General features: G+C 70.0%; 14 protein-coding genes. 8 read left to right on the top strand and 6 right to left on the bottom strand.

The genetic code is table 11. From position 1 onward, the window contains the following. Window positions 1–18 precede the first annotated feature (18 nt). The 4 genes from OG963_RS16375 to OG963_RS16390 are packed head-to-tail and all read right to left on the bottom strand — an operon-like array spanning window position 19 to window position 3,747. Window positions 19–669, bottom strand: coding sequence for a response regulator transcription factor (locus OG963_RS16375; RefSeq protein ID WP_030931050.1), 651 nt, complete (start codon window positions 667–669; stop codon window positions 19–21). A gap of 53 nt (window positions 670–722) precedes the next feature. Further along, window positions 723–2,003 (bottom strand): sensor histidine kinase, encoded by a 1,281-nt coding sequence (locus OG963_RS16380; RefSeq protein WP_093772443.1) that lies wholly within the window; start codon window positions 2,001–2,003, stop codon window positions 723–725. Between the two features lie 30 nt (window positions 2,004–2,033). Next, entirely contained in the window at window positions 2,034–2,813 is a 780-nt protein-coding gene (locus OG963_RS16385) for an ABC transporter permease (RefSeq protein WP_093772445.1), read from the bottom strand. Window position 2,814: 1 nt separating this feature from the next. Then, window positions 2,815–3,747 (bottom strand): ABC transporter ATP-binding protein, encoded by a 933-nt coding sequence (locus OG963_RS16390; RefSeq protein WP_030931056.1) that lies wholly within the window; start codon window positions 3,745–3,747, stop codon window positions 2,815–2,817. Between the two features lie 142 nt (window positions 3,748–3,889). On the opposite strand from OG963_RS16390, the gene OG963_RS16395 reads away from it, so the two are divergent. The 5 genes from OG963_RS16395 to OG963_RS16415 all read left to right on the top strand — a co-directional run bounded on the left by OG963_RS16395 (window position 3,890) and on the right by OG963_RS16415 (window position 14,022). Continuing rightward, window positions 3,890–5,806 carry an ABC transporter ATP-binding protein gene (locus tag OG963_RS16395; protein ID WP_371799195.1) on the top strand — a complete coding sequence of 639 codons (1,917 nt, stop codon included), beginning with the start codon at window positions 3,890–3,892 and terminating at the stop codon, window positions 5,804–5,806. Further along, the gene (locus OG963_RS16400; RefSeq protein ID WP_256223396.1) at window positions 5,803–7,872 is read left to right on the top strand and encodes an ABC transporter ATP-binding protein; all 2,070 of its coding nucleotides are present in this window, start codon (window positions 5,803–5,805) and stop codon (window positions 7,870–7,872) included. The genes OG963_RS16395 and OG963_RS16400 overlap by 4 nt, the downstream gene beginning before the upstream one ends. Window positions 7,873–7,933: 61 nt before the next feature. Further along, on the top strand, window positions 7,934–9,724 hold the full coding sequence (locus OG963_RS16405; RefSeq protein ID WP_371799196.1) for an ABC transporter transmembrane domain-containing protein: 1,791 nt from the start codon (window positions 7,934–7,936) through the stop codon (window positions 9,722–9,724). Beyond that, window positions 9,721–11,526 (top strand): ABC transporter ATP-binding protein, encoded by a 1,806-nt coding sequence (locus tag OG963_RS16410; protein ID WP_093772453.1) that lies wholly within the window; start codon window positions 9,721–9,723, stop codon window positions 11,524–11,526. Before OG963_RS16405 ends, OG963_RS16410 begins: the two co-directional genes overlap by 4 nt. Before the next feature lie 471 nt (window positions 11,527–11,997). Beyond that, window positions 11,998–14,022: a M4 family metallopeptidase gene (locus OG963_RS16415; protein ID WP_319325931.1), complete on the top strand. Its 2,025-nt coding sequence runs from the start codon at window positions 11,998–12,000 to the stop codon at window positions 14,020–14,022. A 109-nt stretch (window positions 14,023–14,131) separates the two neighbouring features. Here OG963_RS16415 and OG963_RS16420 read toward each other — a convergent pair whose 3' ends face one another. Continuing rightward, window positions 14,132–15,364 carry an alginate lyase family protein gene (locus OG963_RS16420; RefSeq protein ID WP_093929359.1) on the bottom strand — a complete coding sequence of 411 codons (1,233 nt, stop codon included), beginning with the start codon at window positions 15,362–15,364 and terminating at the stop codon, window positions 14,132–14,134. Window positions 15,365–15,565: 201 nt separating this feature from the next. Continuing rightward, window positions 15,566–18,169, bottom strand: coding sequence for an alpha-glucan family phosphorylase (glgP, locus tag OG963_RS16425; RefSeq protein WP_177309197.1), 2,604 nt, complete (start codon window positions 18,167–18,169; stop codon window positions 15,566–15,568). A gap of 860 nt (window positions 18,170–19,029) precedes the next feature. Here glgP and OG963_RS16430 point away from each other — a divergent pair. The 3 genes from OG963_RS16430 (at window position 19,030) to OG963_RS16440 (ending at window position 24,546) form a co-directional block, all read left to right on the top strand. Beyond that, a complete protein-coding gene (locus tag OG963_RS16430; RefSeq protein ID WP_319738671.1) occupies window positions 19,030–21,093 on the top strand; it encodes an alpha-1,4-glucan--maltose-1-phosphate maltosyltransferase in 2,064 nt (687 codons plus the stop codon). Further along, the gene (gene treS, locus OG963_RS16435) at window positions 21,090–22,796 is read left to right on the top strand and encodes a maltose alpha-D-glucosyltransferase (RefSeq protein WP_093772463.1); all 1,707 of its coding nucleotides are present in this window, start codon (window positions 21,090–21,092) and stop codon (window positions 22,794–22,796) included. Before OG963_RS16430 ends, treS begins: the two co-directional genes overlap by 4 nt. A 331-nt stretch (window positions 22,797–23,127) precedes the next feature. Then, window positions 23,128–24,546: a phosphotransferase gene (locus OG963_RS16440; protein ID WP_093772465.1), complete on the top strand. Its 1,419-nt coding sequence runs from the start codon at window positions 23,128–23,130 to the stop codon at window positions 24,544–24,546. The last annotated feature ends 55 nt before the right edge of the window (window positions 24,547–24,601 follow it).

Here is a 24,601-nt window from a genome sequence, read left to right on the forward strand (position 1 = left end):
GCGGGTGGCGGGGGCAGCTCAGCCGAGGATGCCGCGGTCGTAGGCGACCGCGACGGCCGCGGCACGGTCCTTGGCGCCCAGCTTGCCGAAGATGTGCGTGAGGTGGGTCTTCACCGTTGCCTCGCTGATGAACAGTTCGGCGGCGATCTCCCGGTTGGAGGTGCCCTTGGCGACGAGTTCGAGCACCTGGCGCTCGCGTGCGGACAGCGACTGGTCGGCGGCGCCCACGGGCATGCGCACCCGGCTGACCAGCCGGGAGGCGACCGCGGGCGACAGCACGGTGCGGCCGTCGGCGGCGGCGCGGACCGCGGTGAACAGCTCGTCGCGGGGCGCGTCCTTGAGCAGGTATCCGGTGGCTCCCGCCTCGATCGCCTGAAGGGTGTCGGAGTCGGTGTCGTACGTGGTGAGGACGAGCACCTTGGAGCGGGCACCGCGCCGGGTGAGTTCGGCGATTGCCGCGACTCCGCCACCGCCCGGCATCCGCAGGTCCATCAGGACGACATCGGGATCCAGGCGGGCGGCGAGATCGACTCCCTCGACGCCGTCGGCGGCCTCGCCGAGGACCGCGAAGCCCGGGGCCGACTCGAACATGCCGCGCAGACCGTCCCGTACGACGGGGTGGTCGTCGACGACGATGAGGGTGATGGTCCGTGCGGTTCCGTCAGCCATGGCGGTTCCACCGTACGCGCTGCTCGGATCCGCGTTACCCGGATGTGCGGTGTTCATCGCTGAGGAACCAGGGGCACGCGGGCGCAGACCGCCGCTCCGTTGCCCGGTTCCGACTCCACCACGACGGTTCCCGCCATGCGTTCGGCGCGGGCCCGCATGCCGCCGAGGCCGAAACCGTCCGAGCCCCGGTACGGCGGCAGGGCGACCGGGTCGAAGCCGCAACCGTCGTCCCGTACGTCCAGGGTGACTTCGTCGCCCATGAAAGAGAGCGTGACGCCGACCCGGGTGGCCCTGGAGTGACGACCGACGTTGGCGAGGGCTTCCTCCGCGATCCGGAGCAGGGTGGCGCCGACCTCGTCGTGCAGCGGCTCGGCGGTGCCGGTGACCGTGCACTCGGCGCGTACACCCGTACGTTCCGCCCAGCTCGCGACGGTCTTCCCGAGCGCCTCGGGGAGGTCGTCGTGGGCCAGTGCGGCGGGGACCAGATTGCTCACGGACCGGCGTGCCTCGCCGAGGCTGTGGCGGGCGAGCGCGGCGGCGCGGTCGAGGTGTACGCGGGCCAGCGCAGGATCGGACTCGGCGGTGGAGGTGACCACCTGGAGCTGGGCGATGATGCCGGTCAGCCCCTGGGCGATCGTGTCGTGGATCTCCGCGGCGAGCCGGCTCCGCTCGTCGGCGACCCCCGCCTCGCGGGCCTGGACGAGGAGTTGGGCATGCAGGCCGGCGTTCTCCGCCAGGGCCTGTTCGAGACGGGCGTTGGCGGACTCCAGTTCGTCGATGGTGTGGAGCTGGGTACGGGCCTGCTCGGCCTGCCGGGTGTCGAGCTGCGCGAAGACGAGGACGAGGGTGCTGTGCAGGGCCAGCAGGATGCCGAAGGCCGTCCAGTTCATCAGTGTGTCCGGTGGGAAACCGCTGCCGCACTGGGAGCCCGCCATGGTGACGGCGGTGGCCAGCATCCCGACGCGTGCGGTCCGCCTGGAGAGGAGGCGCGCCGCGTCGAAGTAGCCGAGGAGAGCGAACATGGAGAAGAACGGGTTGGTCCAGGTCAGCACGAAGGCGAGGACGGTGCGCACCACGAAGTAGACCGACGCCCACGACCGCCCGGCGGGCCGGTGCCGGATCCGGCTCCACCAGAGCTGGAGCATCAGCGCCACCGGGACCAGCGCCCCGGCCACGTACGTCCCGGTACGGCTCATGATGAGGTCGGCGGACATCGCCGAGACGACGGTGGCCAGCCCGAGCAGACCGTACGGCCCGTACCGGAAGAACTGTTCCCACCCCTGCTCGGCCGTCGTGACCGCTGCGGTGCTCCGGCCGGTGCGCCCCGTTCCCATGAGGTCAGTCTGCCCCTGCCCCCGGCCGCGTCACTCCCACCGGAACCAACGGGTCGCCGCTGCAGCCAGCAGGGCGGTCCACAGGGCCATCACCCCCAGATGCGTCCAGCTCGGCCAGCCGCCGGAGGCCGCTCTGTCCAGTGCTTGGGAGGCCGCGCCGAACGGGGTGCACTGGACGATCCGGCGGAGGGTGCCCGGCATCGCCTGGACGGGTACCCAGACCCCCGCCGTGAACATCATCGCGAGGTAGACGACCGAGCCGACCGCGGCGGAGACCTTGGTGGTGGCGGAGAGTGCGCTGACCACGGCCCCGAGGGAGAGAACGCTCGCGGTCGCCAGGAGCAGGGCCAGCAGATAGCCGACGGGCTGACCGGGCAGCCGCACGTCGAAGGCGATGCGGCCGACGGCGACGACCAGCACGGCCGAGCCCAGCGCGGCGGCGCCGTGGAGCGCGATCTGCGCGGTGAGCAGGGCGGACGGCCGCACCGGAGTGGTCGACATACGGCGCAGGATGCCTCGTTCGCGATAGCCCGTGAGGACGGGCGGCATGGCCTGCAGCCCGGCCATGATCATGGCGAGCAGTACGGCCACCGGCACGTACAGGTCGATGACGCGGCGGCCGCCGAGGGCGTCGTCGGGATGACGGAAGGACGGGACCAGCCCGAGGATCGTCATCAGGACGGTGGGAAACACGAGGATCCAGAAGAGACTGCCGGGCTCGCGGAGGAAGAGCCGGGTCTCGCACCTGAGGACGGCGGCAGAGGGGCTGCCGGAGGCCGGAGAGGTCGATGTGAGGGAGGTGGTGGGCATCTCAGACCGCCGTTTCCTTGTCCGCTTCGGGTTCTGGCTCTGTCTCGGTGAGGTCGAGGAAGGCATCGTCCAAGGTCGCTTCGCTGACGCGCAGTTGGTGTGCGGTGATGCGGTGCCGGGCCAGCAGCGAGATCACCGCGTTGACGGTCTCGTCGGTGCCGTTGATGACGATCCGGCCCCCCTTCTGCTCGGCCGACGCCGCTCCGGGGAGTTCCGCAAGATCGCCGGTGGCGAGGGGCTGCGAGGGGGTGAAGGAGATGGCGGTGGTGCTACCGGCTCTGCTGATCAGGCCGGACGGGGTGTCGAGGGCGACGACCTTCCCCTTGTCGATCACGGCGACCCGGTCGCAGAGCCGCTGGGCCTCCTCCATGAAGTGGGTCACGAGAAGGACGGTCACGCCGCTGTCCCGTACCTCCTCGATCAGTCGCCAGGTGTCGCGACGGGCCCGTGGGTCGAGTCCGGTGGTGAGCTCGTCGAGCACCACGACCCGCGGGTTGCCGACCAGCGCGAGGGCGATGGACAGTCGCTGCTTCTGACCGCCCGACAGCTTGGCGAACCGGGTGGTGAGCTTCGTGTGGAGACCGAGCCGTTCGGCCAGGGCCCGCCAGTCGGCGGGGTTCGGATGGAAGGCGCTGTGCAGCTCCAGCGCCTCGCGCACGGTGAGCTTGGCCTGCAGCTCGCTCTCCTGGAGCTGGGCTCCCAGCAGTCGGGTCACCGGCCCGTGGTCGGCGACGGGGTCGAGTCCGGCGACCCGGACCGTGCCTGCGTCGGGGACGCGTAGTCCTTCCACGCATTCGACGGTCGTGGTCTTGCCCGCGCCGTTGGGGCCGAGGATCCCGAAGATCTCCCCCTCGTCGACGGCGAAGGTCACTCCGTCCACCGCGGGGCGCCCGGCGTAGGCCTTGCGCACCCCGTTCACTTCGATGATGGCCATGGGTACGAGGGTCCTGCCGAGCGGGCCCGCGCGGCATCGTCCGTCGCGCTGGAAACGGCATCAGCCGATCGGTTGATGGCGGGTACGACTGCGAGGAAAACCAGATGAGGGATGTCAGTGGTGAACCGTAGGCTCGCCCCTGATGCCCGAAAACCATGTAGAGCCCAAGCACCGGTCCGCCGCCCACTCCCTGCTGCGGCTGTGGCCTTACGTGAAGCCTGTACGGATCCGCCTGTTCGGCGCGGCTGCCGTGGCGGTCGTCGCCTCGTGCCTCGGCCTGGTGATACCTCTCGTACTGAAGTGGATCGTGGACGGCCCGGTCGCGCACCACGATCCGGGCGGGGTCTGGCTCGGCGCGCTCTACCTGCTGTTGCTGGGCATCGTCGAGGCGCTGCTCTTCGGGCTGCGGCGATGGTTGGTGGCACGCCCGCTGGCGGGCGTCGAGGCGTCGATGCGGGCCGACCTGTACCGGCATCTGCAGCGGCTGCCGGTGGCCTTCCACGACCGTTGGCCATCGGGTCAGCTGCTGTCGCGCGGCACCACGGATCTGATGCTGCTGCGCATGTTCCTGGCCTTTCCGCTGACGTTCCTGCTGGTCAACGCCACCACGATCGTGGCCGGTTTCATCATTCTGCTGGTGCAGCAGTGGACACTGGGATTGGTGCTGCTGGCTCCGGTGGTGCCGCTGATGATCCTCTGCTCGGTCTTCGAGACGAAGTACGCGGTGGTGGCGCGCAAGGCCCAGGACCAGGTCGGCGATCTGACGACGGTGGTCGAGGAGAGCGTGCTCGGCATCCGCATCATCAAGGGTTTCGGCCGGCACCGCAGCCAGGCCCTGGCCTTCCGCGGCCTCTCGCAGCGGCTGCGCGGCACGGAGCTCGACAAGGCACGGCTGCTGGCCGGCATCTGGGCGTTCATCACCACCATCCCCGAGCTGGCGATCGGGGCGGCGCTGGTGCTCGGCACGATCCAGGTCGCGGACGGCGGACTGTCGGCGGGCACGCTCGTCGCGTTCCTGTCGACGGCGCTGGCGCTGCGGTGGCCGGTCGAGTCGATCGGCTTCCTGCTGGCGATGAGCCAGGAGTCGGCCACGGCGACCGAGCGGTTCTTCGAGGTGATGGACGTGGCGGAGGAGCGTGAGACGGTCGGGGAGCCGAACGAGGAGCCGTCCGCGAAGTCGTTCCCGGAGTCTGCCGTGGACTCCTCCGCGGACGGCGGGATGGTCTTCGAAGGCGTCGAGTTCCGCTACCCGGACGCAGCGGCCGGGTCCGTACCCGTACTCACCCGGATCGATCTACGGATCCGCCCCGGCGAGACGATGGCCCTGGTCGGGGCCACCGGATCCGGGAAGACGACGCTCACCGCGCTCGTACCGCGACTTCACGACGTCACCGCCGGGCGGATCACGCTGGACGGTACCGACATCACCACCCTGCCGCGCGAACGGCTGCGTGAGCTGGTGTCCGTGGCGTTCGAGGAGCCGACACTCTTCTCTGCGAGCGTCGGCGACAACGTTCTCATGGGCGCCGAGGGTGCCGGCGAGGAGGAGCTGCGGCGGGCGCTGTCGATCGCGCAGGCCGACTTCGTCTACGACCTGCCGCACGGCCTCGACACCCAGGTCGGCGAGCAGGGTCTCAGCCTCTCCGGAGGTCAGCGGCAGCGCCTGGCACTGGCCCGCGCCGTCGTCGGAAAGCCGCGCTTCCTGGTGCTCGACGACCCGCTCTCGGCTCTGGATGTGCATACGGAGGCGTTGGTGGAGGGGGCGCTGCGGCGCGTTCTGGAATCGACCACGGCCGTGGTGGTCGCACACCGGCCGTCCACGGTGATGCTCGCCGACCGGGTGGCGCTCCTGTCGGAGGGCCGGATCAGCGCGGTCGGCACCCACCAGGAACTGCTGCGCAGCAACGCCGAGTACGCCTGGCTGATGTCCGGCGCCGGAAGCTCGGTGGCCGCTGAACTCACCGACGACACGACCGCCGCGGACGCGAGTACCGCATACATGTCCGACGCCGGCATGCGTGCCATGGACGTCCCTGCCGAGGAGGGCAGTGCCCGATGACCGATGCGACGACAGGGTGTCCCACAGGGACGGACGGCGACGACGGGAACCGCCCCGGGCCCGGCCCGGAATCGACGGCCGCGACGACACACCCGGTTGCGAGCTCCGGCGCGGGCACCACCACGGTGGCGGCCACGACGGCGGCCACCGAGATCAAGGTCCGCGACCTGAAGGGCACGGGTGCGGGCACAGGTACCGGGCGCGGCGGCCCGCGGACGACGGCTCAGGCCACCGATCCGCAACCCGACTCCGCCGTCGACGCCGGGGCCGGGACCGGTGACCCCTTCGACCGGGACGACCTGCCCACGCCTCACCGAGCCACCCGCACCCTGCTGGTGTCCCTGCTCGGCCCGCTCAGGAGCCGGGTGGTGGTGGCCGCGCTGTTCCTGCTGATCCAGCAGGTAGCCGTCCAGGCCGGCCCACTGCTCGTCGCGTACGCCATCGACAGCGGCGTGCCGGCGTTCCGGGACGACGACTACGGGCCGTTGATCGCCGTGGCCATCGGATACGCACTGTGTTCGGCGGCCGCGGGAAGCATGCAGTACGCGTTCATCCAGGCCTCCGCCCGGATCAACCAGGACGTGCTGCTCGATCTCCGTGGGCGGATCTTCCGCCATGCGCAGGCGCTCAGTGTGGACTTCCATGAGCGCTACACCTCGGGCCGGCTGATCTCCCGGTCCACCACGGATGTGGAGTCGCTGCGGGAGCTGCTCAGCGAGGGTCTGCAGGAACTCATCGGCGTGGTGCTCTCCTTCGTGTCCATCTCACTGATGCTCCTGTGGCTGGACTTCGATCTCGGTGCCGTCGCCGTCCTCTCCTTCGTACCGCTGTATGCGCTGGTGCGGCTCTACCAGCGGCGGGCCGGTGTGATCTTCGCTGCGCGGTCCACGGCGATCGCGGCGGTCATCGTGAAGTTCGCGGAGACGATGAACGGAATCCGTCCCGTCCAGGCCTTCCGTCGCGAGCGCACCAACGACTCCGAGTTCGACGGGCTCAACCAGCGGCACTGCCGGACCAACGGCGACGCGCTGCTGGAGATGGCGCGCTACGTCGTCGGGTCCCGGCTGGTCGCCAACACGGCGGTCGCCGGGATCGTGCTGTGGGGTGCGTACCGAGTCGCCTCCGGTGCTCTCGCACTCGGCGTGCTCGCGGCGGCCGTGCTCTATCTGCGACGGCTGTACGACCCGATCGACCGGCTCGGCATGTTCCTCAACTCCTATCAGTCGGCTGCGGCTTCACTGCAGAAGATCGCAGGCCTGCTGGCCCAGACCCCCACCGTGCCGGAGGCCGCGAACCCGCGGGAGCTGCCCGCCCGCACGGGTGGGCAGCCGGGCCGCGACGTCGTCTTCGACTCGGTGAGCTTCGCCTACCGAACGGGCGGCGAAGTGCTGCCGCGCTTCGACCTGACGATCCCGGCGGGGCAGACGGTGGCCGTGGTCGGTTCGACGGGCGCCGGGAAGTCGACGCTCGCGAAACTGCTGGCCCGGTTCTACGACCCGACCGACGGCCGGGTGCTGTTGGACGGGACCGATCTGCGGGACCTCGCCACACCCGAACTGCGGCGCGGTGTGGTGATGGTGACCCAGGAAGCGTTCCTGTTCTCCGGGACGGTCGCCGAGAACATCGCCATCGGCCGCCCGGACGCCACGCCCGAGGAGATCGAGCAGGCGGCGAAGGCGATCGGAGCGCACGACTTCATCAGCAGCCTGCCCGACGGGTACGACACGGACGTACGGAAGAGGGGCGGGCGGATCTCGGCCGGCCAGCGCCAGTTGGTCGCCTTCGCCCGCGCCCTGCTCGCCGACCCCGCGGTGCTGATTCTCGACGAGGCGACGAGCTCCCTCGACATCCCCGGCGAACGGGCGGTGCAGCGCGCCATGGACACGGTGCTGCACGGCCGCACGGCGGTGGTGATCGCCCACCGGCTGTCGACCGTGGAGATCGCGGACCGGGTGCTGGTCATGGAGCACGGCCGAATCGTGGAGGACGGTTTCCCGTCCGAACTCATCGGCGGGACAGGGCGGTTCGCGGGGCTCCACCGCGCCTGGCGGGAGAGCCTGGCATGAGACCGACCGCGGGTGTTGGTCTCCCCGTCGGCCTCCCCCGGCGGCGGTCTAGGGTGCGTACATGACTGAGCCCGTGGATCACCCGGTCGGCCCGTATGCGGACCGGGAGACCCCGGACCTCCGCGGCCCCGGGCGGTATCTGTGGTGGCTGGTCACCCGTCAATGGCGCCGCGTCGTCGCCGGGGCCCTGCTCGGCAGCTCCTGGATGATCTGCCTGACCCTGCCGCCGTACCTGCTGTCGCGCGCCATCGACGACGGGCTGCGGGCGGGGGGCCGCTCGGCGCTGGCCGGCTGGGTCGCGGCGCTGGTGGGTGTCGGGGTGCTCAACGCCTGGCTGGCCATCATGCGGCACCGCACGATGACCAGGGTGCGGCTCGACGGCGCCTTCCGTACGGTGCGGGTGGTGGTCGCCCACGCGACCAGGCTGGGCGCGGCGCTGCCACGCCGGGCCACGGCCGGCGAGATCGTCACCATCGGGTTCGGTGACGTCGCCAGGATCGCCGATACGCTGACCGTCACCGGGCCCGGAGTCGGCGCCGTCCTGTCCTATGCCGTCGTGGCCGCACTTCTGTTGACCGTCTCGCCGCTGCTCGCCGCGGTGGCGCTGCTGGGCGTGCCGCTGCTGGCGGTGCTGGTCGGCCCGCTGCTGGGCCGGCTTCAGGGAGCCGAGTCGGCGTACCGCGACCGGCAGGGCAGCCTCGCCGCCCGTTTCGCCGACATCGCCGGCGGTCTGCGTGTCCTCAACGGCATCGGCGGCAAGGACGTCTACGCCGAACGCTACCGGCGCGGTTCGCAGGAGCTGCAGGCGGAGGGCTATCGGGTCGGGGCGGTGACCAGCTGGATCCAGGCCCTCGGCGTCGGTCTTCCCACCCTGTTCCTCGGTGCTGTGACCTGGCTGGCGGCCCGGATGGCCGCGCAGGGCGAGCTCACCGTCGGCGAACTTGTCGCGGTGTACGGCTATACGGCGGTTCTCGTCGTGCCTGTCTCCTTCTTCATCGAGGGCGGCTACGACGTCAGTCGCGGTCTGGTCGCCGCGCGCAGAGTCATCCGCTTCCTGTCCCTGGAACCCGACTCGACGGTCCGGGAGGCATCTGCACCACTTCTGAACGGGCCCGATTCGCCCTCCGTCCTCCACGATCCTGAGTCCGGGGTGGAGGTGGTCCCCGGAACGCTGACCGCTCTGGTCGGCGCCCGGCCGTCGGACTCCGCGACGGTGATCGACCGTCTCGGCGGCTTTGCCGCGTCGGCAGCGACCTGGGGCACCGCACGCCTCGACGAGATCGATCCGGCCCAGGTCCGCGCGCGGATCCTCGTCGCGGACAACGAGGCCGACCTGTTCGCCGGCACGCTGCGCGATGTCGTCTCCGGCAGCCGGGACCGGGACGACGAGGCGCTCCGCCGGGCCGTCCACGCTGCCGTGGCCCAGGACATCGTCCGCGGCCTGCCCGACGGCCTCGGCTCCTTCGTCGACGCCCAGGGCCGCAATCTCTCCGGTGGCCAGCGGCAGCGTGTCCGTCTCGCCCGGGCCCTGCTGGCCGAACCCGAGATTCTCCTGGCGGTCGAGCCGACCTCGGCCGTCGATGCTCACACCGAGGCAGTCATGGCGTCCCGGCTGCGTACGGCACGGTCCAGCCGCACCACGGTCGTCACCACCACCTCCCCTCTCGTGCTGGACCGGGCCGACACCGTGTACTACCTGGTCGACGGCTCCGTCGCGGCCGTCGGCTCCCATCGGGACCTGCTGGACGGACAACCCGGTTATCGCCTGCTGGTGTCCCGTGGGGCGGACGACGACGACTCCGTCCCCGTGGGCGACGGCGGCGGCTCCGCGCCCCGGGAGGCCACCTCATGACCGCCTCTTCGTCCGCTGCCCCGGCAGAGTCCCGGCCGTCCGGCGCTCTGCCGGTCGCCGAACCGTTCCGGATCCGTCGGGCGGCGGTCCGGCTGGTCCGGCAGGACGGCCGCGCCTTCGCCGCGCTGCTCGCGCTCAACGCGCTGGCCGCCGGTGCCGGACTCGTCGCCCCGTGGCTGCTCGGGCGGGTCATCGACGCGGTCAGGGCAGGCGGCGGAGCCGGCACCGTGGACCGGCTCGCGCTCACCATCCTGGTCTTCGCCCTGGCACAGCTCCTGCTGGCCCGCTACGCCGGCCTGGTCGGACACCGATTCGGCGAACGGACTCTGGCGCGCGTCCGCGAGCAGTTCGCCGACCGCGCACTGGCGCTGCCCGCCTCGGTGGTCGAGCGAGCAGGCCCGGGTGACCTGACGACCCGCGGCACCGCGGATGTCGCGGCGGTCGGCACCACCCTCCGCGACGTGGGCCCCGATGTGCTGATCGCCGCGGTCCAGGCGCTGTTCATCCTCGGGGCCGTCTTCGTGCTCAACCCCTTGCTCGGTGCCTGCGGCGTGCTCGGGCTGCTGGGCATCTGGTTCGCCGTCCGCTGGTACCTGCGCCGGGCGCTCACCGCCTACCTCGCCGAGGGCGCCGCCAACTCGGCACTGGCTGAGCAGTTGGCGGCCACCGCCGCGGGCGCCCGCACCGTCGAGGCGCTCGGGCTGCAGCAGAGCCGTATCGACGCATGTCACCGGGCGATCGAGGAATGCCGGCGCACCCGGACCCGCACGCTGTTCCTGCGCAGTGTGCTCTTCCCTGCCGTGGACATCTCCTATGTGGTTCCCGTAGCCGGTGTCCTGCTGATCGGTGGTGTGCTGCACGGCCACGGCGCCATGAGCCTGGGCGCGGTGGTCGCCTCGGCCCTGTATCTGCGGCAGCTCTCCCAGCCGCTGGACACCATCCTGCAGCGGGTCGAACAACTGCAGAGCAGCAGTGCGTCGTTCGCCAGGGTCGAGGGGATCGGGGTGGTACCGCACGTGCCCTCGGTCCGTTCCCGCACACCGGCGGACGACCGGATCGCGGTGACCGGTGTGCACTACGCCTACGGTGGCGGGGGCGACGACGCCGACGTCCTGCACGGAGTCGATCTGACGGTCCGGCCCGGCGAGCACCTGGCCATCGTCGGCCCGTCCGGCGCAGGCAAGACCACCCTGGGCAGGCTGCTGGCCGGCGTGGACGTGCCGCGCACCGGATCGGTGACGGTGGGCGGGGTACCGGTGGCCGGCCTGACGTCCGACCGGTTGCGCCGCCAGGTCGTCCTCGTCACCCAGGAGCACCATGTGTTCCTCGGCACGGTCCGGGACAACCTGCGGATCGCGGCGCCGTCGGCCACCGACGCCGAACTGCGTGCGGCGCTCGCCGCCGTCGGCGCCGAGTGGGCCGGCGAGCTCCCGGACGGCCTGGACACCGATCTGGGCGATGCCGGACACCGCCCGGACGGCGCGCAGGCCCAGCAACTCGCGCTGGCACGTGTCGTGCTGGCCGACCCCCACACGTTGATCCTCGACGAGGCCACCGCGCTCCTGGACCCGAGGACCGCACGGCACACCGAGCGAGCGCTGGCCGCCGTCCTCGAGGGCAGGACCGTCATCGCCATCGCGCACCGCCTGCAGACGGCTCATGACGCGGACCGGGTGGCCGTCATGGAGGACGGCCGGATCGCCGAACTCGGCGCCCATGACGATCTGGTGGCCGCCGACGGCGCCTACGCCGCACTCTGGCGTTCCTGGCATGCCGACCGGCCCCATTCGCCGTCGTCGTGAACATGTCGCTCAGGCGGTCCTTGCCGACAAGGCACGGAGAGAGCGACGGCGGCTGCCGCCATGACCGCGCCGCCGGGCGTCCCGCGCCCGGTGGCGGTTGTGTCGGTCAGCGTTCCGCGAACGTCCCGGCCGCGGACGGTTCGGAACGAGCCACAGTTCGAGGCCATTTCGACTGACGGCCGCTACCTCGTACCCGGCTCGCCGTGCGAACACGACGTATGCGGGCTCGACTTCGATCGTTCTTCGAATCAGGCCTGCACCCGGACCCCGGATGGCGTCGCGGTGATGATCGGTGAAACGTCCGCTTAACGAACATGACGTTTCCGGCAACGGACGAATTCTGGCCAACTTGTTGACGCGGTCCTGACAGAGACGTCCATCTACTGACACTCTTCCCCCGTTCTGCGCACTGCTTGCTCTGCCCGGACGGCTCACCCAGCCGCCGGTACCCCCCTCGCAGAAGGAGTCCGCGTGAGATCCACGCCCAGCCGTCGCGCCACCGCGACCGGCGCTCTGATAGCCGCAGCAGCCCTCCTCGCCGCCGGAATCCAGACGGGCACGGCAGCTGCCGCGCCCGACGGTGCCGCTGCCGCCCCGGCCGCGACCCGTGTCAATCACGGGGCACTGGCCAAGCAGCTCTCTCCCTCCCAGCGCGCCGAGCTGATCCGCGAGGCCAACGCGAGCAAGGCGGCCACGGCCAAGGAGCTCGGTCTCGGCTCTCAGGAGAAGCTCGTCGTCCGCGATGTCGTCCAGGACAACGACGGCACCACGCACACGCGTTACGAGCGGACCTTCGACGGACTTCCGGTCCTCGGTGGGGACCTGGTCGTCCAGGAGTCCAAGGCAGGTGAGACCGAGAGCGTCACGAAGGCGTCCAAGGCCTCCTCCGCACAGCTGAAGGCCGTCGGCACCGCCGCCGATGTCGCCCCGGCCAAGGCCGAGTCGCAGGCTCTCGGTGCGGCCAAGGCCGCCGGCTCCAAGAAGACCGTCGCCGACCGGGCACCGCGCAAGGTGGTCTGGATGGCCCAGGGCAAGCCGCAGCTCGCCTACGAGACCGTCGTCGGCGGGCTCCAGGACGACGGCACCCCCAACGAGCTGCACGTCATCACCGACGCGTCCACCGGGGCGAAGCTCTACGAGTGGCAGGCCATCGAGACCGGCACCGGCAACACCCAGTACAGCGGCCAGGTCACGCTCGGTACCGCACCGTCGTACACGCTGACCGACACGACGCGCGGCAACCACAAGACGTACAACCTGAACCACGGCACGTCCGGCACCGGGACGCTCTTCTCCGGCTCCGACGACGTCTGGGGCAACGGAAGTCCGACGAACGTCGAGACGGCGGCGGCGGACGCGCACTACGGCGCGGCCGAGACCTGGGACTACTACAAGAACGTGCAGGGCCGCACCGGTATCCGGGGCGACGGCGTCGGCGCGTACTCCCGCGTCCACTACGGCAACAACTACGTCAACGCCTTCTGGGACGACAGCTGCTTCTGCATGACCTACGGGGACGGCAGCGGCAACGCCGCACCGCTGACCTCACTGGACGTGGCCGCGCACGAGATGACGCACGGTGTCACCTCCGCCACCGCCGGCCTGGTCTACAGCGGCGAGTCCGGTGGTCTCAACGAGGCGACCAGCGACATCATGGCCGCCGCGGTCGAGTTCTACTCCAACAACGCCACCGACAAGGGTGACTACCTGGTCGGCGAGAAGATCGACATCAACGGCGACGGCACCCCGCTGCGCTACATGGACAAGCCGAGCAAGGACGGTGCGTCCAAGGACGCCTGGTACTCCGGCATCGGCGGAGTGGACGTCCACTACTCCTCAGGTCCCGCGAACCACTTCTTCTACCTCCTCTCCGAGGGCAGCGGCGCCAAGACCATCAACGGCGTCTCGTACAACTCCCCGACGTCCGACGGCCTGCCGGTCACCGGCATCGGCCGCGACAAGGCCGCACTGATCTGGTTCAAGGCGCTCACCACCAAGTTCAGCTCCACGACGAACTACGCGGCGGCCCGAACCGGCACCCTCGCCGCGGCCGGTGAGCTGTACGGCACGACCAGCGCCGAGTACAAGGCGGTGGCCGACGCCTGGGCCGGCGTCAACGTCGGCTCGCGCTCCGGTGGCGGAGGCACCGGCACCGTCTTCCAGAACACCACCCACGTCGCCATCCCGGACAACGGCGCGGCCGTCACCAGCTCGGTCAACGTCACCGGCGTCACGGGCAACGCGCCCAGCACCCTCCAGGTCGGGGTGGACATCACCCACACCTGGCGCGGTGACCTCGTCATCGACCTCGTGGCCCCGGACGGCACGGCCTACCGGCTGAAGAACTCCTCGGGCAGCGACTCGGCGGACAACGTCCAGACGACCTACACCGTCAACGCGTCGTCCGAGGTCGCCAACGGCACCTGGAAGCTGAAGGTCCAGGACGTCGCCTCGCAGGACACCGGCACGATCAACAGCTTCAAGCTGACCTTCTGAACCGAGCGGCACGTTCAGGGCAGTCGATGAGCGGAACCGCCCGGGAGGAACTCTCCTTCCTCCCGGGCGGTTTCGCCGTTCCACGGAGCGGCTTGCTCCTGGATGCGGGTCAGTTGGGGTTGTTCGCGTGCGTCAGCGTCTCCCAGGCGACGAACAGGTTGTTCGATCCGGCCGGCCTCTGCTGTTCGGTGAGGGTCTGGGTGTTGGTCATGGCGATGCCCATCCGGTTGTGCAGGGCGTTGAATCCCACCTCGGTGATCGGACCGAGGTTGTCCTTGAGCGTGCCGCCGCACAGCGTCGACGGGACTGCAGCACCCAGCTGGTACTTGGCATGCAGGCCCAGTGCGTGGCGCAGGCGCTCCGCGATCTCGGGGTAGAGGTCCTGGCCCTGGATACGGCTTGTCTCGGCGATGTGGGAGATGGCGGAGATGCCGTAGCCGGTGTGGGTGAGATCGCGGCAGGTCTCCTGGGAGAGACCGTCCATGAAGGTGGACTGTCCCTGCCAGTAGCCGATGATCTTGTCGCGCGTGTCGAGGCCGCTGCCCGGTGCGGTCTTCGGCAGGGCGCCGTCGGCGGCGATGTAGATGTACGCGGGGACACGTCCGCGGAACTTCGTGACGGCCTTGTCGTATGCGGTGCGGTCCTCGAGGAAGACCGCGATGCCGATCGCGGCCTCGGTCATGCTCAGTTCCCAGTTCCCGTTGCTGTTGGAGCCGTTGATGACCTTGGGGAGGTAGACGTTGCGCAGCATGGTGGCGAAGCGGCCGGAGTTCGGCCAGCTGCTGTACGTGTACTTGATGATCTCGGCGGCCCGGGGCCAGGAGGAGCCGGCCCAGCCGGTCTGAAGCGGGGCGTTGCTGTTGGTGTGGTCCTGGATCACGGCCGACCAGGCGTCCATGATCTCGATGGACTTCTGGGCGTAGCGGCTGTCCTGAGTGATGTACCAGGCCAGCGCGAGGGTGTAGGCGGCTATCGCGTCTTCGCGTTCGTCGGTGCAGCCGTAGTTGGGGTTGGAGTACGAGCCGCACTCCACGATGGCGCGCGGCTTTGCGGTGCGGGTGAGCGAGGCGTACTTGCTGGCCAGCATCTGGTCGTACGCGCTCTTCCAGGGCTGGGCTCCGGCCTGCACCTTGCCGCGGACGAAGTCGAGCTGGGGGCGGCTGACGAGGACGCCGGGGTGGGTGAAGGAGGCCGGGGCCGCGGCCGTGTCGGCCTTCACCGCTTGCGGGCCGTCGGCGGGTGCGGCTCTGTTCGCCGAGGCCGGGGCCATGAAGACCGCGGTGAGCAGGGCGGCCAGTGCTGTGGCGAGGCCGAGGCCGCGCCCGATGGATCCGGTACGCATGTGGGGTGCCTTCCGGTGCGGAGGAGGTTCAGCAACTCTCTTCGGGAGCAGTTAAGTTCACAGATATGAACATCGAGTCGAGTTGTGAACTCTGCAATGAGTGAGGAACCTAAATGCATCCCATGGACACGTCAAGGCATTGCGTTCAGAGAACGAAGGAGCCCGGCACCACGCGGGTGCCGGGCCCCAGGGGTCGGGTCATCAGCGCATCAGTACGCCCGCACCGTCTCCCGTCGCTTCCGTCGGCAGGGCGACCAGGCCCAGTTCCGCGCTGGTCGCGAGCAACGGGTGGGCCGGAAGTACCCGCACGGTGTAGCCGTAGGGCCCGGTGCGGTCGAGGGCGAGCGGGCCCTCGTACAACCAGCGGCCCTCCAGGTCCTGACCGCCGGTCGGCTTCAGCGGGAAGACCTGGGTGTCCGAGATCGCGTCGGCGGAGTCGACCCGCCCGGCCACCGCCTGCACCTCCACATCGTCCGGCTCCAGTGCTCCGAGGGCGATCCGGACCCGCAGCGCCAGCGTGGACCCCAGCTCGGCCGAGCTGCCCGCGGCGCTCGGCGCCACGGCCTCCACGTGATCGACGGCGACCCGCGGCCAGGCCGCACGGACCCGGGCCTTCCAGTCCGCGAGTTCCCGCGCCGTGGCGGCGTCCAGGGAGCGGTGGGCCTGCGCGGCCGGTGCGTACAACCGCTCCACGTACTCACGCACCATGCGTCCCGCCAGAACCTTGGGCCCGAGCGAGCCCACCGTGCGACGGACCATCTCCACCCAGCGTTCGGGCAGCCCTTCGGCGCCCCGGTCGTAGAAGCGTGGTGCGACCCGCTCCTCGATCAGTTCGTAGAGAGCATTCGCCTCCAGCTCGTCGCGCCGGTCCTCGTCCATGGCGGACCCGTCCGCGGTCGGGATCGCCCAACCGAAGTCCGGTTCGAACCACTCGTCCCACCAGCCGTCGAGCACCGACAGATTGAGACAGCCGTTGAGGGCGGCCTTCATCCCGCTCGTCCCGCACGCCTCCAGCGGGCGCAGCGGGTTGTTGAGCCAGACGTCGCAGCCCGGGTAGAGCTTCTGTGCCATCGCCATCCCGTAGTCGGGCAGGAAGACGATGCGATGGCGGACCCTGGGGTCGTCGGAGAACCGCACCAGCTCCTGGACCAGCCGCTTGCCGCTGTCGTCGGCAGGGTGTGCCTTGCCCGCGACGACGATCTGAATCGGCCGGGTCGGGTGGAGCAGCAGTTCCATCAGCCGGTGACGGTCGCGCAGCATCAGGGTCAGCCGCTTGTACGAGGGCACGCGGCGGGCGAAGCCGATGGTCAGTACGTCCGGGTCCAGCACACCGTCGATCCAGCCGAGTTCGGCCGGCTCGGCGCCCCGTGTCCGCCACGAGGCGGAGAGCCTCTTGCGCACCTCGGTCACCAGCTGTTCGCGCAGGTTCCGCCGCAGGTCCCAGATCTCCCGGTCCGGGATCCCGGCCGCCGCGTCCCAGCGTCCCGGCGTTCCCCCGTACCGGTCCCGGAGTTCGAAGATCTCGGGCGCGACCCAGGTGGGCGCGTGCACGCCGTTGGTCACCGAGGTGATCGGCACCTCCGCAGCGTCGAATCCCGGCCACAGCCCCGCGAACATCTTCCGGCTGACCGCGCCGTGCAGGGTGGAGACACCGTTGGCACGCTGGGCCAGTCGCAGGCCCATGACCGCCATGTTGAAAAGGCCGGGCTCACCGCCGGGATAGGTCTCCATACCGAGTTGCAGGATCCGCTCGACGCCCACGCCCGCCAGTTCACCGTCGTCGCCGAAGTGGCGGGCGACGAGCTCCCGGTCGAAGCGGTCGATTCCGGCCGGCACCGGGGTGTGGGTGGTGAAGACCGTGCCGGCCCGCACCGCCTCGACCGAGGAGTCGAAATCCAGCCCGGTGCCGGAGAGTTCACGAATGCGTTCCAGCCCGAGGAAACCGGCGTGCCCCTCGTTGGTGTGGAACACCTCCGGCTCGGGGTGCCCGGTGAGCCGGCAGTAGGTCCGTACGGCCCGTACCCCGCCGATGCCGAGCAGCATCTCCTGGAGCAGACGGTGCTCACTGCCGCCGCCGTACAGCCGGTCGGTGACATCGCGCTCGCCGGGCGCGTTCTCCTCCACGTCGGAGTCGAGCAGGAGCAGCGGGATGCGGCCGACCTGGGCCTGCCAGATGCGGGCGTGGAGCGAGCGGCCGCCGGGGAGGGCCAGTACCACTTGGCTCGGTGTTCCGTCGGCCTCGCGCAACAGGGTGAGCGGCAGTTCGTTCGGGTCGAGGACGGGATAGTGCTCCTGCTGCCATCCTTCGCGTGACAGGCTCTGGCGGAAGTAGCCGTGCCGGTAGAGCAGCCCCACCCCGACGAGGGGTACGCCCAGGTCGCTGGCGGCCTTCAGATGGTCCCCGGCAAGGATGCCGAGTCCGCCGGAGTACTGGGGAAGGGCTGCGGCCACTCCGAACTCGGGCGAGAAGTACGCCACGGCGGCGGGCAGTTCCGTGCCCTGCGCCTGCTGCTCCTGGTACCACCTGGGACCGTCCAGATAGTCCTGGAGGGCGCCGGACACCTCGCTGAGCCGGTGCAGGAACTGCTCGTCCCGGGCCAGCTCGGCGAGCCGCCCGGCGGAGACGGTACCGAGCAGACCCACAGGGTCGGAGTCCGCCGCCCGGCTGCCCTCCGGGGCGACGGCCTGGAAGAGCTCACGTGTCTCGGTGTGCCAGGACCAGCGCAGGTTGCGGGCGAGGTCGCTGAGCGGTTGAAGGGGATCGGGGAGGACGGGGCGCACGGTGAATCGACGAATGGCCTTCACGTATTCCACCTTTACAGGGGACGTACGAATCCGAGGGGACGCACCACGGTGTGCGCCCTCTCCGTCACCCTCGACGGTAGCGGTGCACCGTACTGCGAAACCACGGCGCGCGACCGGCTCACAGCATGCGACGCCCGGTGAGCCGCCCACCCCGGCCACGCCCCCGGCCGACGCCCCGCGGGCATGGATCCCCTCCGTATCACTGCCCTCTCGGAGCAAATCGCTGCACATCCGCCACGGGGGTTATGGCCGATTCCACCCCCTCGGGTGGCCTTGTGGCACCTCATCCCACAAGGAAGGCTGCCGTGTGGCACGTACGGGGTCGGGGGGTGGACCGGCCGACCACCGGCGCGACTCCGTGCGGCGAGTTCCACGTCGAGGAGGAGGTTTCGGCTCATGGGACGGGCACGACGACGCCCGGCACGGCCCGCCCGAGTACCGGCGAGGCCGGCCGTGCCGGCCCGTCATCAGGGACGGAGCCCGGCGCATTCAGACCTTCACAGCTACGCCCGAGTAGTTAACAAACCACCGGATTGGCCCCCCGAGAACGGTGGGAAGGCTTCTGCGGTACACAGCCCGAATACCGCCCGAATGCGGATCATCTGCGATCCAGCAGCGGCTCGTACGCAGTGCGTACGGGACCGGTGTGCATCCGGCCCCCACCCGTACACCACACCCGTGCCCCAGCCATTCGAGTGCCATTCGAGTGAACGCGGACAGGAGCGGCCATGCTCACACCCCATCAGCCGACAACGGAGCAGCTAGAAAGGACGGACCCCCACAGTCGCGGCGTACTCGCTCAGCCCTTCCCGGCCTCGCCGCGCCCCGTGCAGCCCGAGCTCCAGTCCCCAGGTGATTCCATGATCGGTCGTATTCCCGTACTCGACGTCCGCCCGCTCGTCGACTGCGGCAGAAGGCCCGCGAAGGCCGTTGCCGGTGAGACCTTCCAGGTCACGGCCACCGTGTTCCGTGAAGGTCATGACGCGGTCGCCGCCAATGCGGTTCTGCGGGATCCGAGCGGACGAACCGGCCCGTGGACACCGATGCGCGAGCTCGCCCCCGGCTCCGACCGCTGGGGCGCCGATGTCACCCCCGATTCCGAAGGGCGCTGGACGTACACGGTCGAGGCCTGGAGCGATCCGGTGACCACCTGGCGCCAGCATGCCCAGATCAAGATCCCGGCCGGTATCGACTCCGCGCTCGTCCTCGCCGAGGGCGCCGCGCTGTACGAACGGGCCGCCGAGGGCGTGCCCAAACGGGACGGACGCGAGGCGGTGCTGGCCGCGGCCGACGCGCTTCGTGACGAGTCCCGTCCGGCCGCCGCCCGGCTCGCCGCCGCGCTCGCTCCCGAGGCCACCGCCGCTCTCGCCCGCCACCCGCTGCGCGAGCTGGTCACCGCGGCCCGACCGCTCCCCCTCGTCGTCGAGCGCCGGCGGGCCCTGTTCGGTTCCTGGTACGAGCTGTTCCCCCGGTCCGAGGGGGCCAGGACCGAACCGGCGGAGCCGGTGAAGGCGACCAAGGCCGCCAGCAAGGGGCGGGCGGGGAAGGCTTCGGCCAGGGCGGAGGAGCAACAGGGAAGGGTCATCAGCGGCACGTTCCGTACCGCTGCCGAGCGGCTTCCCGCCGTCGCCGCCATGGGGTTCGACGTCGTCTATCTCCCGCCCATCCACCCCATCGGAACCACCCACCGCAAGGGCCCCAACAATTCGCTGTCCCCCGGCGCTCACGATGTCGGGGTGCCGTGGGCGATCGGTTCGGCCGAGGGCGGGCACGACGCGGTGCACCCCGAGCTCGGCACGCTCGACGACTTCGACCACTTCGTCGAGACCGCCCGCACCCTACGCATGGAGATCGCGCTGGACTTCGCGCTCCAGTGCTCCCCCGACCACCCATGGGTGGAGGCGCACCCCGAGTGGTTCCACCACCGCCCGGACGGCACCATCGCCTACGCCGAGAACCCGCCCAAGAAGTATCAGGACATCTATCCGATCGCCTTCGACAAGGATCTGCGCGGCCTGGTCGCGGAGACCCTCCGCATCCTCCGGTTCTGGATGGACCACGGCGTACGGATCTTCCGCGTCGACAATCCGCACACCAAGCCGGTGGTCTTCTGGGAGAAGGTGATCGCCGACATCAATCGCACCGATCCCGATGTGATCTTCCTGGCCGAGGCGTTCACCCGCCCCGCGATGATGCACACGCTCGCGACGGTCGGTTTCCAGCAGTCGTACACTTACTTCACCTGGCGCAACACCAAGCACGAGCTCACGGAGTACGTCACCGAGCTGTCCGGCGACGCGGCCTCCTACATGCGGCCCAACTTCTTCGTGAACACTCCGGACATCCTGCCGGGCTATCTCCAGGACGGCGGGCGCCCGGCCTTCGAGGCCCGGGCCGTGCTCGCCGCGACGCTCTCGCCGAGCTGGGGCGTGTATGCGGGGTACGAGCTGTGCGAGAACACCCCGGTACGGGCCGGCAGTGAGGAGTACCTGAACTCGGAGAAGTACGAAATCCGGCCCAGGGACTGGGAGTCGGCGGAGCGCGAGGGCCGTTCCCTGGCTCCGCTGATCACCTCGCTCAACCGGATCAGGCGCCGCCACCCCGCCCTGCAGCAGCTGCGCGACGTGCACTTCCACGGCGCCGACAACGACGCGCTGATCGTGTACAGCAAGCGCTCGGGTTCGAACATCGTTCTGGTGGTCGTCAACCTCGACCCTCACCACACCCAGGAGGCCACGGTCTCGTTGGACATGCCGCAACTCGGCCTCGACTGGCACGAGACCGTGCCGGTGCGCGACGAGCTCACCGGCCACACCTATCACTGGGGCAGGAACTTCTATGTGCGCCTAGAGCCGGGCGTCACGCCCGCGCACGTCGTCGTCCTGCGACCGTCCCCGCCGACCGGAGGGTCACCCACACCATGATCGTCAATGAGCCTGTCCACGACAAGTTCGAGGACACCCCCGCCAAGGACCGCGATCCCGACTGGTTCAAGCGCGCAGTCTTCTACGAAGTCCTCGTCCGGTCCTTCCAGGACTCCAACGGTGACGGCATCGGCGACCTCAAGGGTCTCACCGCCAAGTTGGACTACCTGCAGTGGCTCGGCGTCGACTGCCTCTGGCTGCCACCGTTCTTCAAGTCGCCGCTGCGCGACGGCGGCTACGACGTCTCCGACTACACCGCGGTACTGCCGGAGTTCGGCGATCTCGCCGACTTCGTGGAGTTCGTCGATGCCGCGCACCAGCGCGGCATGCGCGTGATCATCGACTTCGTCATGAACCACACGAGCGATCAGCACGACTGGTTCCAGCAGTCCCGCAGCGACCCCGACGGCCCGTACGGCGACTACTACGTCTGGGCCGACGACGACAAGCAGTTCCAGGACGCCCGGGTCATCTTCGTCGACACCGAGACCTCCAACTGGACCTTCGACCCGGTGCGCAAGCAGTACTACTGGCACCGGTTCTTCTCGCACCAGCCCGATCTCAACTACGAGAACCCGGCGGTGCAGGAGGAGATCATCTCCGCACTCCGCTTCTGGCTGGACCTCGGGATCGACGGCTTCCGCGTCGACGCCGTGCCGTACCTCTACCAGCGGGAGGGCACCAACTGCGAGAACCTCCCGGAGACCCACCAGTTCCTCAAGCGGCTCCGCAAGGAGATCGACGCGCACTACCCGGACACCGTGCTGCTCGCCGAGGCCAACCAGTGGCCGGAAGACGTCGTCGACTACTTCGGCGACTTCCCGGCCGGCGGCGACGAATGCCATATGGCCTTCCACTTCCCGGTGATGCCGCGGATCTTCATGGCCGTACGGCGCGAGAGCCGCTACCCGGTCTCCGAAATCCTGGCGAAGACCCCGGAGATCCCGTCCGGCTGTCAGTGGGGAATCTTCCTGCGCAACCACGACGAGCTCACGCTCGAGATGGTCACGGACGAAGAGCGCGACTACATGTACGCGGAGTACGCCAAGGATCCCCGGATGCGGGCCAACATCGGCATCCGGCGGCGGCTCGCGCCCCTGCTGGACAACGACCGCAACCAGATCGAGCTGTTCACGGCACTGCTCCTGTCCTTGCCGGGTTCCCCGATTCTCTACTACGGGGACGAGATCGGGATGGGCGACAACATCTGGCTGGGCGACCGGGATGCCGTGCGGACCCCGATGCAGTGGACGCCGGACCGGAACGCGGGATTCTCCTCCAGCGATCCGGGCCGCCTCTATCTCCCCACGATCATGGACCCGGTCTACGGCTACCAAGTGACCAATGTCGAGGCGTCGATGGCCTCGCCGTCGTCGCTGCTGCACTGGACACGGCGGATGATCGAGATCCGCAAGCAGAACCGGGCGTTCGGACTCGGCTCGTACAGCGAACTGCCGTCGTCGAACCCCGCCGTGCTCGCCTTCACCCGTGAGTACAAGGACGATCTCGTCCTGTGCGTGCACAACTTCTCGCGGTTCGCGCAGCCGACGGAGCTCGATCTGCGGTTGTTCAACGGGCGTCATCCGGTGGAGCTGATCGGTGGGGTGCGGTTCCCTGCGATCGGTCAGTGGCCCTACCTGCTGACTCTCGCCGGGCACGGTTTCTACTGGTTCAGGTTGCGGAAGGACGTGCCGCCGAGCTGATACGGCGTCAATTTCCACCGCTGACCGCGGGGCGGTTTCCGCCGCCCCGCACGGGGCACTCTCCCCCACATCGAGCTCTTCAGGGCTCTTCAGGGCTCTTCGGGGTTCTTCAGGGCTCTTCAGGCGGTTACGGAACTTCGGGGCCCTTCGGGGCGGCTCCCCCGGAGTCGTTCGGGAGTCCTTCCGGGGGCCTCGTGCCTTTTCGAGGTCCTCACGTCGAGTCCGTACGGACCATCCTGACCCGACACGTCCCGCACAGCCGGACAGCTATTGCCGCAATCCGGGACACTCTTCGCATCCTGTGGTGTGCCCGGGGAAAGGACGCGATGCCATGTCGGAGGCTGCATCCACTCGGGTCGCCCTCGCGAACAGCACAGCCCTGCTCCCGTCACTCGCCCCGCTGCTGCACGAATGGCTGCCCCGGCAGCGGTGGTTCGCGGGCAAGGGGCGGCCGGTCACGGCCTTCTCCCTTGTCTCGGCGACCGAAATACTGCCGGTGGACGCCGATGCCACCGGGCTCGACCAGGGGACCGGCCCCGGGACGGGGCCGGGGCTGCTCCATCTGTTGATCCGGGTCCACCAGCCGTCCCTGCCCGCCCAGTCGCCCGACGACTGCTACCAGATGCTGCTCGGGGTACGGTCCACGCTGCCGCCACGGCTCGCCCCGGCCCTCATCGGCCATGTGGCGGGCGGTCCGCTGGCCGGCCGGACGGTCTACGAGGGGCTGCACGATCCGCGCCTCGCCGAACTCCTGCTGGAACGGCTCCGTACCCCCGGCACCCTCGGCACCCTCCGCTTCGACCGGGGCGCCGCCCCCATCCCTGCCGGGCTCACCCCCCGCGTGCTCGACACCGAACAGTCCAACTCCTCCCTCGTTTTCGGCAACGCCTACATCTTCAAGATCTTCCGCCGGGTCTTCCCCGGCACCAACCCGGATCTGGAACTGCCGCTCGCTCTCTCCCGGGAGGGCTGTGGGCGGGTGCCGGAACCCGTCGCCTGGTTCGAGGCGACGGCCCCCGAGCCCCTCACCCTCGGCGTTCTCCAGCCGTTCCTGCGCGGCGCGGAGGACGGCTGGCAACTGGCGCTGCGCGCGCTGGGCTCGGGCCATGACTTCACGCGCGAGGCCCGAGCCCTGGGGCGGGCCACGGCCGAGGTGCACACGGCGCTCGCCACCGCCCTGCCGACACCCGTGCTGGGCAGCGCCCAGACCGAGCATCTCGCCGCCGGAATGCTGCAGCGGCTGGAGGCGGCCGCCCAAGCCGTTCCGGCTCTCGTGCCCTACGTCCCCGGGCTGCGCACCGCGTTCGACGCCGTTGCCGCGCTGGGTCACAAGGGCCGCAGCTGGGCCGCACAGCGCGTCCACGGCGACCTTCATCTCGGCCAGACGCTGCGCGCGGCCGACGGATTCTGGTCACTGATCGACTTCGAGGGCGAACCGGCGCGCCCCCTCCTGGAACGCCGGCGTCCGCAGCCGCCGGTGCGCGACATCGCGGGCATGCTCCGCTCCTTCGACTACGCGGCCCGCTCGCACCGGCCCTGGAACGCCGAGTGGGCGGCCCGCTGCCGAGCGGCGTACTGCGACGGGTACGCGGAGGCCGCGGGCGTCGATCCGCGCAGCGAACCGGAGTTGTTGCGGGCCCACGAGACCGACAAGGCGGTGTACGAGGTGCTGTACGAGGCCCGGCACCGGCCCGACTGGCTGCCGGTCCCGATGGCCGCGATCCACCGCCTGGCCGCCGCCGTCGACTGATGCCCCGCGGAGTGCCTTCTTCGGCCGGGCGGCTTCTTCCCTGCCCGGGCCACCT

The sequence above is a fragment of the Streptomyces sp. NBC_01707 genome (assembly GCF_041438805.1).
Lineage (GTDB): Bacteria > Actinomycetota > Actinomycetes > Streptomycetales > Streptomycetaceae > Streptomyces.

Coding starts and splice junctions, on each gene's coding strand:
- OG963_RS16375 (WP_030931050.1), bottom strand. CDS start 669: ATGGCTGACGGAACCGCACGGACCATCACCCTCATCGTCGTCGACGAC.
- OG963_RS16390 (WP_030931056.1), bottom strand. CDS start 3,747: ATGGCCATCATCGAAGTGAACGGGGTGCGCAAGGCCTACGCCGGGCGC.
- treS (WP_093772463.1), top strand. CDS start 21,090: ATGATCGTCAATGAGCCTGTCCACGACAAGTTCGAGGACACCCCCGCC.
- OG963_RS16420 (WP_093929359.1), bottom strand. CDS start 15,364: ATGCGTACCGGATCCATCGGGCGCGGCCTCGGCCTCGCCACAGCACTG.
- OG963_RS16385 (WP_093772445.1), bottom strand. CDS start 2,813: ATGCCCACCACCTCCCTCACATCGACCTCTCCGGCCTCCGGCAGCCCC.
- OG963_RS16410 (WP_093772453.1), top strand. CDS start 9,721: ATGACCGCCTCTTCGTCCGCTGCCCCGGCAGAGTCCCGGCCGTCCGGC.
- OG963_RS16430 (WP_319738671.1), top strand. CDS start 19,030: ATGATCGGTCGTATTCCCGTACTCGACGTCCGCCCGCTCGTCGACTGC.
- OG963_RS16440 (WP_093772465.1), top strand. CDS start 23,128: ATGTCGGAGGCTGCATCCACTCGGGTCGCCCTCGCGAACAGCACAGCC.
- OG963_RS16380 (WP_093772443.1), bottom strand. CDS start 2,003: ATGGGAACGGGGCGCACCGGCCGGAGCACCGCAGCGGTCACGACGGCC.
- OG963_RS16405 (WP_371799196.1), top strand. CDS start 7,934: ATGACTGAGCCCGTGGATCACCCGGTCGGCCCGTATGCGGACCGGGAG.
- OG963_RS16395 (WP_371799195.1), top strand. CDS start 3,890: ATGCCCGAAAACCATGTAGAGCCCAAGCACCGGTCCGCCGCCCACTCC.
- OG963_RS16400 (WP_256223396.1), top strand. CDS start 5,803: ATGACCGATGCGACGACAGGGTGTCCCACAGGGACGGACGGCGACGAC.